At 40.4% G+C, this 13258-nt stretch carries 9 protein-coding genes; 2 read left to right on the forward strand and 7 right to left on the reverse strand.

The window, feature by feature from the left end; genetic code table 11:
* Positions 1-291: 291 nt before the first annotated feature.
* Positions 292-1146 (forward strand): DUF2911 domain-containing protein, encoded by an 855-nt coding sequence (locus GO009_RS11985; RefSeq protein ID WP_163626440.1) that lies wholly within the window; start codon positions 292-294, stop codon positions 1144-1146.
* 52 nt (positions 1147-1198) lie between these two features.
* On the opposite strand, the gene GO009_RS11990 is transcribed toward GO009_RS11985, so the two are convergent.
* The 6 genes from GO009_RS11990 to GO009_RS12015 all read right to left on the reverse strand — a co-directional run bounded on the left by GO009_RS11990 (position 1199) and on the right by GO009_RS12015 (position 8500).
* Positions 1199-2908, reverse strand: coding sequence for a sodium:solute symporter (locus tag GO009_RS11990; RefSeq protein WP_163626441.1), 1710 nt, complete (start codon positions 2906-2908; stop codon positions 1199-1201).
* A gap of 111 nt (positions 2909-3019) precedes the next feature.
* Positions 3020-5551, reverse strand: coding sequence for a PIG-L family deacetylase (locus GO009_RS11995; RefSeq protein WP_163626442.1), 2532 nt, complete (start codon positions 5549-5551; stop codon positions 3020-3022).
* A 92-nt stretch (positions 5552-5643) separates the two neighbouring features.
* Positions 5644-6600 carry a septum formation inhibitor Maf gene (locus GO009_RS12000; protein WP_163626444.1) on the reverse strand — a complete coding sequence of 319 codons (957 nt, stop codon included), beginning with the start codon at positions 6598-6600 and terminating at the stop codon, positions 5644-5646.
* A gap of 35 nt (positions 6601-6635) precedes the next feature.
* Complete coding sequence (locus GO009_RS12005; RefSeq protein ID WP_203532447.1) at positions 6636-7235, reverse strand: Maf family nucleotide pyrophosphatase; 600 nt, start codon at positions 7233-7235, stop codon at positions 6636-6638.
* Positions 7228-7755 (reverse strand): HAD family hydrolase, encoded by a 528-nt coding sequence (locus tag GO009_RS12010; RefSeq protein ID WP_163626448.1) that lies wholly within the window; start codon positions 7753-7755, stop codon positions 7228-7230. Before GO009_RS12010 ends, GO009_RS12005 begins: the two co-directional genes overlap by 8 nt.
* Positions 7739-8500 (reverse strand): Rossmann-like and DUF2520 domain-containing protein, encoded by a 762-nt coding sequence (locus GO009_RS12015; protein ID WP_163626450.1) that lies wholly within the window; start codon positions 8498-8500, stop codon positions 7739-7741. Before GO009_RS12015 ends, GO009_RS12010 begins: the two co-directional genes overlap by 17 nt.
* Positions 8501-8633: 133 nt before the next feature.
* On the opposite strand from GO009_RS12015, the gene ccsA reads away from it, so the two are divergent.
* The gene (ccsA, locus tag GO009_RS12020) at positions 8634-11801 is read left to right on the forward strand and encodes a cytochrome c biogenesis protein (protein ID WP_163626458.1); all 3168 of its coding nucleotides are present in this window, start codon (positions 8634-8636) and stop codon (positions 11799-11801) included.
* A 1-nt stretch (position 11802) separates the two neighbouring features.
* On the opposite strand, the gene GO009_RS12025 is transcribed toward ccsA, so the two are convergent.
* A complete protein-coding gene (locus GO009_RS12025) occupies positions 11803-13098 on the reverse strand; it encodes a M14 family metallopeptidase (RefSeq protein ID WP_163626460.1) in 1296 nt (431 codons plus the stop codon).
* Between the last annotated feature and the right edge of the window lie 160 nt (positions 13099-13258).

The raw sequence follows: 13258 nt of genomic DNA on the forward strand, positions 1-13258 counted from the left end.
AAACAAATTCAATATTGATAGGGTATATTATTAAGGGAGGATTGGCCCAACCGTCAATTATTTTTGATGCAGTTTGATTAATCGGACTGTAGTGGTCTAAGTTGGAAATGTCAAGAAGTGTTCCCCTAATCAATCCCAAGGTTTTTATATTTTCTACGATTTTTCAAAAAATGTCAGTAATAGTGTAGTATTTGATTGATTTTAATGCTGTTATTTTAAGATTTCCTTAACACTTGAGGGAGGCTTTATATTTAGCTTTGTTATGCTGAACTATTAATATAAATAACAACTATGAAAAATTTTGCACTCTTACTATTTATGGTGTCCATGTGTTTTTCCTTGGAAGCACAAATACAGACACCAGCGCCCAGCCCAGCTTCAACATTGGAGCAAAAGGTGGGACTGACCGATGTTACCGTAAAATATTCACGCCCTGCGATGAAGGGAAGAAAAATATTCGGAGACTTGGTTCCTTTTGATGCTATTTGGAGAACTGGAGCCAATGAAAACACTACAATTACTTTTAGTGATGATGTCACTGTACAGGATAAGCCGTTAAAAGCAGGTACCTATGCTATTTACACAAGACCCAATGAGGCCGTTTGGGATGTTTTCTTTTATACCGATACCGAGAATTGGGGCACACCGCAGGAATGGGATGCATCTAAAGTGGCTGCAACGGTAAAAGTGGAAACAATGGAAATCCCGATGCCTATTGAATCTTTTACCATTACCATAGATGATCTTCATAACAATGGAGGGACCCTGGGAATTATGTGGGAGAACACTTATGTAGGTGTTGACTTTATTGTACCTACAGCAAAAAAAGCTATCAAAAGTATAGAAGAGACCATGGCTAACAATAAAAATTTGAAAGCCAATGACTATTTTGCAGCAGGTTCGTATTATTTTTCTGAAGGTATGAACATGGAGCAAGCTAAGGAGTGGGTGGACAAAGCTGTTGAAATGGGTGACGGAAAAGCGTACTGGATGATGCGTACACAGTCTTTGATCTATGCAAAAATGGGCGATAAAGAAGCAGCTATTGAAGCTGCCAAAAGATCATTGGCCGCTGCCCAAGCCGCAGGCAACCAAGATTATGTGAAATTGAACAAGGACTCCCTGAAAGAGTGGGCAAAAATGTAGTTGCCACGTAACAATAAATAAAAATGAAAGCCCACTTTTTAAGTGGGTTTTTTTATTCCTCTACAGCAGAGGAGTTTCCTAAAAAGTTATCGAATATCTGAGTAATAGTGGCCAGTACAATTACCAAAACACAACCAAAGGCATTCAGCCATAAGTAGGACATCCAGTCTAGGTTGTAACCTACAATCACAATAATCTGGGTTACGATTGCCGCCACAAAAACAGCATTTCCTTTTACAAATTTGAAAAAGAACGCCAGTAGAAAGATACCAAGCACATTTCCGTAGAAAATGGAACCAATAATATTGACCAATTGAATCAAATTATCAAAAAGATTGGCCACATTGGCTATTATTATTGCAATGATTCCCCAAAGTAGGGTAAAGGCCTTGGTCGCCTTTAAATAGTGTTCTTGGGTATGTTCTTTTTTTACATTTCTTTTATACAGATCCAAAGCGGTAATGGTGCCAAGTGCATTTAATTCAGAAGCGGTGGAAGACATGGCTGCGGAGAGAATTACGGCCAAAAGGAGACCGATCAGCCCCATGGGTAAATTGTTTAGGATAAAATGAATAAACACATAATCCTTATCGTTGGTTTCCACAGTGCCATCTGCTTTGGAAATTAAATTTTTGGCAGTCTCCCTATTTGCTTTTTCCTTTTCATTTATTTTAATAATATCCTGCTTTGCCTGCTCAATGGCATTGTACTCTTTAAGTTCAAGTGCTGCGGAAAAGGAATGTTGCGCCATCCGTTTTTCTTTTTCCAGTTCCTTATGATCTTTTGAAAGCGATTGGTAATCGTTGGCATATTCCGATTGCATTACAGCTTCGGTAGCTGCAGGGTTAAAGTTTAAGGGAGATGAATTATATTGATAAAATACAAACACCATGGTACCCACCAATAGGATAAAGAACTGCATTGGTATTTTAAAAATCCCGTTAAAAATCAATGCCAACTGGCTTTCACGAACCGATTTGCCCGATAAATAACGCTGCACTTGACTTTGATCGGTACCAAAATAGGCCAAGGCCAAAAAGAAGCCTCCTGTAATACCGCTCCAAAACGTATATCGGTTATTGGTATCAAAAGAGAAATCCAAAATTTCGAGTTTATTGTTCGCCCCAGCTATTTTTAAGGCCTTATCGAAAGATATATCCGTAGGGAGTGCTCCCATGATAAAGAAGAAAGCAAAAAACATCCCCAACATAATGATGAACATCTGCTGTTTCTGGGTCATGCTAACCGCTTTGGTGCCTCCCGACACGGTGTAAATAATCACAAGGATTCCGATAATCACGTTCAATGTCCTTAAATCCCATCCCAATACGGCGGATAGGATTATGGAAGGGGCAAATATGGTAATCCCTGCAGCCAACCCACGTTGTACCAAGAACAAAAGAGCAGTAAGGGTTCTTGTTTTAAGATCAAAACGCCCTTCGAGCATTTCATAGGCGGTAAAAACCTTTAATTTTTTGTAAATGGGTATAAACACAAGGCAAATCACGATCATGGCCAAGGGCAGTCCAAAATAGAATTGAACAAAGCCCATTCCGTCGTGGAACGCTTGCCCCGGGGTAGATAAAAAAGTTATGGCACTCGCTTGGGTAGCCATCACGGACAATCCGATGGTCCACCATTTTACGTTGTCACCACCACGGACATAATCGTCCACATTATTATTGCCACGTGTTTTCCAAACACCGTATGCCACGATGAAGAGTAGGGTGCTACCAAGAATAATCCAGTCGAGTAATGCCATTCAGGGGTCTAATTGTTTAAAATCATTATAAGGTAAAAAACCAATATATAAATGGCATTTAAAAGGATAACAATGCTGTATTCCTTTTTCCATTCAAATTTGGTATTCATATTATCCTTTGACATTACTGTCTCTTTTTACTTGATCTTTTCCTACGGAAAGCATATTTGCAAATAGTTTATATGCTCCCGAAACCCCAACAGGTAATTCCCTGAAAAAGCTTAAACCTGTATAAATATAGTGACCTTCTCCATAAGGTGCTACAATAAGGCTTCCTTGTTTTTCGGTTTCGCCCTCATCTTTCATAGAGAGAATTGGTGTAAACTCTGAACTCCATTCACTTGGAAAATACAATCCACGTTCTTGTACCCACCCATCAAAATCCTTTTTTGTGATGGCATTCGGGAAATTCATCAAAGAATGGTTGGGGGCCAATATTTTTACCTCTGCATTTTCGTCCGTAACCCTATCTCTGGAAAGCGTCACATCGTATGGGGCAATGTTTTCAAATTGACTTGCCCATCTTCCGGCCGTATTGTACTGTACAATCATGGTGCCGCCATTTTTTACATAATCGAACAGCACGGGTTGCTTAAATTTTAAGGCTTCCACCACATTGTAGGCTCTAATGCCCACGACCACAGCATCGTATTTATCCAAATCCCCATTTTGAACATCGTTTGGATCAACAATATGGACTTGGTAACCGATTTGTTCCAAATTTTCGGGCACCATATCTCCAGCCCCCATAATGTAAGCGATATGCTCCCCTGATTTTTTAATATCCATGCGAACCACTTTGGCTTCCGAAGGAAGTAATACGGATTGCTTTGGAATATGGTCGTAATCGATTTCTACCAATTCTTTATCGTAAACTTTGTTGCCCATGGTAATTTTGGGCTCAATTTTTCCTTCGCTTTCGGTATCTGGAGGCGTAACTTTGAATGTTACCGAAATTTCTTCGCCTTTTTGCGCAATGGAAAAAGGAATGTTTTGTGGTGAAACTGTCCACTCGGCTGGATGATCTAACTCAACCGTTCCGGATACACCATTTTTACCTGCTCGTACTTTTACTTGTATCTCCTTAGTGTCCGCACTGGCAAAGATGAGCACCTTTTCATCAATTTTGGAAGTGACTTCGGGCAAAATGGCAAAGGGTTCGTACAATTCGCCCCTGTCTGGTCTGGAATAGCGGTGTACCACCGATTTTTCAAACGGAATATCCACTCCATCAATAACCAAAGTAAAAACTGCCACAAAGGCACTTGGGGTTTCGGGTTTACCGATCAAACTTTGGTCGTTCACGGTATAGGTTCCCAAAGTTCCAGATTCGTTTAGCCAATATGGGCTGGTGTAGGAAGTGTTTTCGGGAACGGTGAAGCTAATTTCAAAATTCTCTTTTTGGTTGTTTCCTAAAATTTTGTTCGGGCTTAGATGGGCATCGGTACCAACAATCTCAATTTCATTTAAAGTGATATTTGAAGAAGATCTGTTTATGGTCTCTATATTGATGGTTACCTTACTGCCAGGAGTAGCAGAAGCACTTGCCGAACTGGCCTCCAAATATAATCCGGCCGAAGCTAGGATGATGTTTTTTAATTCTTCCGATTTTAATGTTCTCCAGTGTTCATCTTCAACTTTTTGTAATTGCTGATAAGCTTTTACAAGTTCAGGTATATGCTTGGATGGATTTTGGAAATCAAAATTCTCTTCAACCTTATATAAAATGTTTCCAACAGCTTCGCCTCCTTTAACACGGGACCAAGTGGTATTGATGCCTTCAAAAACATCATTTTCCTTGGGCATGTCGCCTTTTAGTAATTCAATATACTCATTGTCAGTACCTCTATCTGTCAGCCTACCAAATCCTTGACAAAGGTGTTGGCTACGTGCCATGGCAGCAATTTCGTTGTTGGAGAGTCCGAGCTCTGGGTAATAGGTGCCTACATCTAGCCGGACCATACCGGACTTGTCAACTTTTTCAAATGCTTCCTGACTGCCGTATTGCCACCACGAAGTATTATAAAAAATACGTTTGGGCTGCCAGGGGGTTGTCCATTGCAATTGCTCGGAATAAACATCTGGATCATTTGCGAGGTCAAAGGCCTCCATGCTCAAAATAGCCGAAGACGTATGGTGACCGTGTGTGGAGCCAGGGGTTCTATGATCAAATCTGTTGATGATCACATCAGGTTTAATGTTTCGAATGGCCCAAACCACATCGGCCAAAACTTTATCCTTGTCCCATATTTTTAAGGTTTCCTTTGGGTGTTTGGAAAACCCAAAGTCAATTGCACGTGTAAAGCGTTGTTCACCGCCATCTAGATGTCTTGCAGCTAAAAGTTCTTGTGTGCGCAATACCCCCAAAAGCTCAGCTAGTTCAGAACCGATCAAGTTTTGTCCACCGTCACCCCTTGTCATCGACAAATAGACCGTTCTCGCTTTTTCGTGGTTGTCGAGATAGGAAATCAGGCTTGTGTTTTCGTCATCGGGGTGGGCCGCTACGTAAAGGGCCGTCCCTAAAAAATTCAGTTTTTGTATGTCGTGAAATAACTCTGCCGAAGTAAGCTTATCCGGTTTTTGGGCAAAAGAATTAGTTAAAAGTAGTATGGTAAGGGAAAGGAATACCCAAAAATGCTTCATAGTTGGTCGTTTAGTGGTTATTTCAAATATAGGTAGTTTGTATACAGTCATCCGTTTATTTAGAAGAGTTTTAACATAGGCATTAATTGCTGTTATAAACCTAAACTATCCCTTAATATTAGATCTTTGTTTTTGTTTTGGCTCCAATAAGCGGTTTTTATTGTTTTGATTTTGGTAGCAGAAGTGGTCAACGTTTTCGCATCCGATCCAAATCCACTCTTGAATTCTTCCGTCCAACTTTCAATGGAAAATGGAAAGTCAGCCATGAAATTTATCATCAATTTTCGTTCCAATTTTGGATAGGAAATGGTGTAAGTTGTTATGCCGCCTTTAGATGAGATGGTTGCAATGGCATTATATGCCTTCATTTCCTGGTGCCTCAAACGGAGAAACTCCAAAGAAGGTATCATTGAAATTTCACCTTGTGGGAGGTTTTCGGGGTTTATTCTGATTTTGTTCCAAATTTCATTTTCTAAGAATGATTTTTCCATGGAAAAGTCTTGGTCGGCCTCGCTTTCAAAATACGAATGTGAGGTAAATTCAAATTTTTCACGATTGTTGATCTGGGCATACACATGTCCGCACCATTCCTGAACGGACAAACTGGTTTTCAACGCGTGCTGATTATCGTAAACGGGATAAAATGTACTGCTCATAATGGAGTAGGGGTAAATCCCGGTCAAAAACTTTTTAGTGGCATTCAATTTTAAAACCGAAATGTTTTCAGGGTTGTTGCCGTTTGCTTTTACCTGTTGTTTGGGTAAAAAAGGTTCCGTTACATAAATCAGAACCGCGTTTCCGTTCCGAAGTTCACCATACCTCGCTTGTTCCAATTTATAGGAAGTGATTTCGGCATCGTCGGCATACCAATAATTTTTGAAATTATTGGTGAGGGGTTGTTTAGGTTCGGTTTTTAATGTTTTGGATTTTTTATTGCTAGCTGTTTCTCCGTTCTCTGTTGTTTTGCTTTTATCGGAACAAGAGACCAATAAAAGCAAGGCCAACATACATTCAAGAATTATACTGTTGGATATTTTTAAGGTTTTCATGAGTAGAGGATTTTAGTAAAGTTACACATCCAAACTCAAGAAACCATATCCATTAGGGTTTGGTAGACCAAATCGGTAGGAAGTCCCACCACATTGGTATAAGAACCTTGAATTTCGGCGATACCGATCATACCGATCCATTCCTGAATGCCGTAAGCTCCTGCTTTATCAAAAGGCTGGCAGGTATCAATATAGTAGTTGATTTCGTCATCCGTAAAATCCTTTAGTTTTACTTTAGTAATGCCACTTACGGTTTTTTGAAAATCTTTTGTGGTAAAACAGACCGAAGTTATAACCTCGTGCCAATCGCCTGAGAGGGTACGAAGCATTTCATAGGCTTCAGATTTGTTCTTAGCTTTTGCCAATGAGGTTTTGTTGTGCCAAACCACCGTATCCGAAGTAATTACAATTTGGTTGGGTCCCAGCTCTTCTTTAAAGGGAGTGGCCTTGAGTTGTGCCAAATATTCGGATATTTCTTGTCCTTGCAACTCTTCAGGGTAGATTTCTTTCACCGATTTTGGCCGAACCTCAAAGTCCAGCCCCAACTCTTCCAAAAACATTTTGCGTCTTGGTGAACCTGAACCAAGAATGATTTTTTTGCCTTTAAGTTTCTCTTTGAGTGGATTTTTAGTCATTCTCGGCGCTAAAATTATCGTTCCAGTCTCCACGAACCTTTAAAACTTGCTCAATAATATCACGAACACAGCCTTCGCCGCCATTTTTATGCGAAACATAGTCAGAGATGGCTTTTACCTCAGGTACTGCGTTTTGTGGGGAGGTGGCCAATGCTACCATTTTCATTGGGGGGATATCGGGTACATCGTCACCCATATAAACCACCGATTGAGGGTCAATGCCATGAATATCCAAATACTCTTCCAAAGGTTCTTGTTTGTGGTGTGCGCCCATATAAAAATCGGTTACCCCGAGTCCTTTTAAGCGCTCTTTTACGCCTTGGTTGGTGCCACCCGTTATAATACAAACGTTGTATCCTTTTTTTATGGCCGTTTTAAGGGCGTATCCATCTTTTACGCTCATTTTCCGGAGCAGTTCCCCATTTGTAGTAATCATAACCGTTCCATCGGTAAAAACTCCATCAACATCAAAAACAAAGGTGGTAATGTTGCTCAAAAGCTCTTTATAATTCTTCTTCATGCGCTTGTTTTATGGCTTGGCTCAATAATTTATAGAGTGTAATGTGTTCTTTTTTGTTTAAAAGTTCCAGATGACTTTCCATACTCTTGGTATCGTTTCTGCGTGCTGGCCCTGTTTGTGCTTCTTTTGGCGACATGGCTTGGATTTTATCGGCCGTTTCCATGATCAATGGTTTCAACAAATCAAAAGATAGTCCTTCTTCCAAACAAAATGCTTCGCCAACACTGTACAGGTAATTGGTAAAGTTGTTCACAAAAACGCCTGCAAGATGCAATTTTTTTCGTTGTTGCGAGTCAATATGGTGCACATTGTCAGAAATGGAATCTGCCAACTTATGCAGGGTTTGCAGTGATTCCTTTTCTTCTGCTTCAATGCAAATGGGAATAGAGCTAAAATCAACCGTTTTACCTTTGGTAAAGGTCTGCAATGGATAAAAAACACCTCTGTTTTCGGGTTGAATCGCATCGAGACCTATAGCGCCCGAGGTATGGGCCACGATTCCCTTTTTCTTTAATAAATGTTGAGACACTTCGGAAATGGCATCGTCTTTTACCGCAATCAAATAAATATCGGCATCAACTATAGAATCAAAGGAATTGGAGATAGTGGAATGCTCGGAAAATTGCTGTAATTCTTTCTGGTTTCGGCCCACAATTTGGACCAAATCAATATCAGCGGTGCTTGTTAAAGCAGTGTACAAGTGTTTGGCGAGGTTTCCGGTCCCCAGAATTACAATCTTGAGCATGATCAAAATTACGAATTTAGGTTCGATGGATTATGGTAAGAATTAACAAATCTGTTTGATTTTTATGACTTAATGCAGCAAGGAAGTTCTAAAAAGACCGTATTTTTGCAAGCCGAAAGTAGACCGAATTTCCATGATCGATATTCTTAAGAAAACACTTTTTTCCACAAGACTTATGGCTGTTCTTTTTTTGGTTTTTGCCGCGGCATTGGCCATGGGAACTTTTGTGGAAACCTGGTACAGTACCGAAACTGCACGAATTTACATTTACAATGCTACCTGGTTCGAGGCCATTATGGTGTTTTTTGTGATCAACTTTTTTGGTAACATTTATAGATATCGGTTGTTGCAATGGAAAAAGTGGCCCGTACTCATGCTTCACCTTTCTTGGATTTTGATCATACTAGGGGCTTTTGTAACCCGATATATCAGTTACGAGGGTATGATGCCCATTAGGGAAGGCGCAACGGAAAAAGTATTTTATTCGGATAAAACCTATTTGACTGCGTTTGTGGATGGTGATATCAACGGGGAAACCAAACGAAAGGTGCTGGAAGATGATATTTTAGTGACTCCCGAAGGGAAACGTTCCAGTTTGCCATGGAAGTCTGATTTTAATGGTCAACCATTTTCCATTAGCTATGTGGATTTTATCAAAGGAGCGGAAAAAGGATTGATTCCAGATGAAAATGGAGCAGAATACCTTCAAATTGTAGAGGCCGGTAATGGTCAACGCCACGAGCATTATTTGGAGAATGGTAAAATAGCCAGCATCCACAATATTCTTTTCGCCCTGAACAATGAAACCGATGGGGCCATCAATATTTTTTATGATGATGAGAACGGCTTCCGCATCAAATCTCCTTTCGAGGGGGATTTTATGAGAATGGCGGACCAGTTCCAAGGAGAAGTGACAAGTGATAGCATTCAACCCTTTCAATTACGTTCGCTATACACTATGGGAGGCATGCAGTTTGTGGTACCCGAACCTTTTGTTAAAGGAAGATATGGTATTGTTAAAGTGCCCGATGAAGAAATTACCAAGGTAACGCAGGATGCTTTGGTTGTTTCTGTTTCTGTGAATGGAGAAACCAAAGAGGTAAAATTACTTGGAAGCAAGGGAACGTCCAATTTCTCGGATAAGATCAATGTAGGCGGGTTGGATTTTTCATTGAGCTATGGATCTAAAGTGTATGAGCTTCCTTTTTCTATTGAGTTGAACGATTTTATCGCCGAAAAATATCCTGGAACCGAAACTGGGTATGCCTCATTTATGAGTAAAGTTACGGTACACGATAAGCGTTCTTTTGATTATGATATTTATATGAACCATGTACTGGACCACCAAGGATACCGATTTTTCCAGTCCAGTTTTGACCCGGACGAACGTGGAACGGTACTTTCCGTAAACCACGATTGGTGGGGAACCTGGATTACCTATATCGGTTACTTTTTGCTCTATATTGGTTTAATGGGCATTATGTTCTTTGGAAAAACACGTTTTAGGGATTTGCAGGCCATGCTTGAGAAGATAAAAGAAAAAAAAGCAGCATTGACGGCTATTGCTCTTTTCTTTGCTTTTGTTTCTGCAAATGCTCAAGAGGGCCATAGTGAACATTCCTTGGTGCCAACAAAAGCCCAGATTGACTCTGTAATCCAAGCTACGACAGTGGCTACGGAACACGCCGAAAAGTTCGGTGCATTGGTCATCCAAGATGAAAATGGTAGAATGAAGCCCGTCAATACCTTCGCCTCCGAATTATTGCGAAAATTGAGTGGGGATGATAAATTCAAGGATCTTTCTGCCAATCAGGTTTTCCTTTCCATGATGCTGAATCCCGGGGTTTGGTACACTGCGGACATTATTGCTTTGGGCGATAAGGGGAATGATAGTATTCGTAAGGTTGTTGGTGTTCCCGGAGATACGAAGTTTGTTAAGGCAACAGATTTCTTTGACGCCAAAGGAAATTATAAACTCCGACCTTTTTTAGAGAAGGCAACCTCCAAGACCAATCCAAATAAATTTGAAAAGGACTTTAAAAAGGTAGGGGAGCGGTTAAGTTTATTGGACATCGCATTGAGCGGACAAATAGTAAAGATTTTTCCCTTGCTCAACGATGAGAACAACAAATGGATCTCTGCCGTGGAATATCGCTCTGGTCAATATCAAGTGCAAGATTCGTTGTATGCGAATTTCATCAAAAATGCGATGCCGTATTATTTGAATTCCCTACAACAATCCATTGGTACAGGTGATTACTCCCAACCAGATAGGTTGCTGGAGGCCTTCAAACAAAACCAAAAGAACCATGGGGAAGAGGTATTGCCATCGGATAACAAGATAAAAACCGAGATTATATACAACAAGCTGGATTTGTTCAACCGTTTGTACAAATACTACGCCATGGTCGGGTTGTTGTTGCTCTTTGTTCTAATAGCAAAGATTTTTAAGGAGCGTAAAATTCTTGATGCCGTTGCTTACCTATTAAAAGGTACCATCATCATATTTTTTATTTGGCATACAATTGGCTTGATTTTGAGGTGGTACATTTCTGGTCACGCACCTTGGAGTGACGCCTACGAAAGTATTCTTTATGTAGCTTGGGCAACTATGGGCATTGGTTTGGCCTTGGGCCGAAAAAGCGAATTGACCATAGCCTCTAGTGCTTTTGTGACCTGTATGTTGTTATGGGTTGCCCACCAAAGCTGGGTAGATCCTGCTATTGCCAATTTACAACCCGTACTCGACAGTTATTGGTTGATGATCCACGTTGCCGTTATTGTGGGAAGTTACGGTCCTTTGACTGTTGGGATGATTCTGGGTGTGGTCGCTTTGTTGTTGATGGTGCTTACCACCAAAAAGAACAAAAAACGAATGGATATCAACATTAAGGAGCTTACTGTTATCAACGAACTGGCACTAACAGCAGGTTTGGTGATGCTTACCATAGGTAACTTTTTGGGCGGTCAATGGGCCAATGAGAGCTGGGGCCGTTATTGGGGCTGGGATCCTAAAGAAACTTGGGCATTGGTCTCGATTATGATTTATGCATTTGTTCTACACATGCGGTTGGTTCCCGGTCTTCGTGGTAAATGGAGTTATAATTTTGCCAGTATTGTGGCTTATGCCAGCATTATGATGACCTATTTTGGAGTAAATTTCTATTTGGTAGGACTGCACAGTTATGCTAGTGGAGACCAAGTAATAACCCCAAGCTTTGTGTGGTACACGGTACTCGGGGTCTTTATTCTGGGAGGTATCAGTTTTTGGCGATACAAGGCGCATTACGCCAAAAAATAGTTTATTGTTCCATTAAAAGTTTCATGATTTCCTCTGCTGCCACCTTGCCTTTTTCCTTTAGGAAAGGTCTGGAGGTATTGTCGCCCAATTCAAATACAATGGCTGGCATTCCGTGGTGTACATAAAAATATTTGCTAGAAACCATCGTTGGGTCAATTTCGTCGGAAGCACTTATATTGGTTTGCTTTTGAGGTAATCTTTCGCTGATGTTTTCAATCCAATCAAAGATTATTTTTCCTTTTTCGCCTGTAACCGTAGTATCAATAGGGTAGTAGATATCGTCCCATGTAGAGTGGAAATCTGCTCCGAAAACAAAATCATAGGTTTTATCCTTTTCTACGAGAAAATCACGGACGTTTCTGGTCTCAGGCTGATTAAAGTTTTGCCAATCCCTGTTCAAATCAATACCACCTGTATTGTGTCTCCAATGACCGTTATCCACTCCGTCGGGGTTCATCAATGGCACCACAAAAACCGTGTGCTCTTGTCTAAACTCTTTGGCTAGTTCAGAATCACCAGAAATGGTTTCAATAAACGATTTCATTGCCAAAAAACCTGTTACTTCGGGCGGGTGTTGTCTGGAAATAATCATAATTGCCTTTTTGGAATCCTTACTTTCATTGATTTCCATTAATGACATGGTACGTTTCTCTTTTGAAAGACCGATTGGATAATTCGTAATAAATGGCTTTTGGCTTAAGGAATCCACCCATTCTTTTACCACAGATGATGTGTAAAGTTCTTGTGCGGTTATCCAAGTCGGTTCTTCGGTCACACTTATGGTAATTTCTGCCGATTCTGGTGCTGCTTTTATCCCAAACTCTCCCTCACCAGGATTAATGGCCTTAAAATTTGTACTGTCCAGTGGAGTAAAGTTTCTTCCGTCCGTACTGATTTTTGGATAATATCTGCTTCTCGAGTCTTGATAATTCAACTGAACTGTAATGTCGCGTGGTTTTTTTGACCAGACCTGAAAGGCGTACCATGGACTCACGTTGATCGGGGTATTTTCGGCAGTCACCCAAATGGTATAGTGGTCGTTGCCATCATAAGCTACACCGTTCAATCGGGCACCATCAAACTTATTGGAAAAGAAAGTGGTACTATCGTTAAAGGCCCAAACACCTCTCCATTGTTTTTGGATAGGTTTGTCAACCGTAGGTACAACTGGACTTTTACCTTGCCCTTGGTAACCTGTTTTTTCTTCTGTTTTTGTGGTTTCTGAACTTTTTTTACAAGATGTAGTGAGTGCTATGGAAGATAGTATTCCAATGGCAATCAAACTTTTAATACGCATGGTTTTTGAATTATTTGAGTTGGTTTGATTACGAAGGTAGGGACAAGGAATGAAGTAGTAAATAAAAAATTATTAATAATATCTCATTTTTTTTGCATATTTGCATCATCATGAAGCTATAAGAATTATGTACGCGATAGATGTCACCATTGGGGAAACC

The sequence above is a fragment of the Allomuricauda sp. TY007 genome (genome assembly GCF_010468565.1).
Lineage (GTDB): Bacteria > Bacteroidota > Bacteroidia > Flavobacteriales > Flavobacteriaceae > Flagellimonas.

Bases quoted from the DNA above. Each gene is read 5' to 3' on its own strand.
- GO009_RS11985 (WP_163626440.1), top strand. From the start codon at position 292: ATGAAAAATTTTGCACTCTTACTATTTATGGTGTCCATGTGTTTTTCC.
- GO009_RS11990 (WP_163626441.1), bottom strand. From the start codon at position 2,908: ATGGCATTACTCGACTGGATTATTCTTGGTAGCACCCTACTCTTCATC.
- GO009_RS11995 (WP_163626442.1), bottom strand. From the start codon at position 5,551: ATGAAGCATTTTTGGGTATTCCTTTCCCTTACCATACTACTTTTAACT.
- GO009_RS12000 (WP_163626444.1), bottom strand. From the start codon at position 6,600: ATGAAAACCTTAAAAATATCCAACAGTATAATTCTTGAATGTATGTTG.
- GO009_RS12005 (WP_203532447.1), bottom strand. From the start codon at position 7,235: ATGACTAAAAATCCACTCAAAGAGAAACTTAAAGGCAAAAAAATCATT.
- GO009_RS12010 (WP_163626448.1), bottom strand. From the start codon at position 7,755: ATGAAGAAGAATTATAAAGAGCTTTTGAGCAACATTACCACCTTTGTT.
- GO009_RS12015 (WP_163626450.1), bottom strand. From the start codon at position 8,500: ATGCTCAAGATTGTAATTCTGGGGACCGGAAACCTCGCCAAACACTTG.
- ccsA (WP_163626458.1), top strand. From the start codon at position 8,634: ATGATCGATATTCTTAAGAAAACACTTTTTTCCACAAGACTTATGGCT.
- GO009_RS12025 (WP_163626460.1), bottom strand. From the start codon at position 13,098: ATGCGTATTAAAAGTTTGATTGCCATTGGAATACTATCTTCCATAGCA.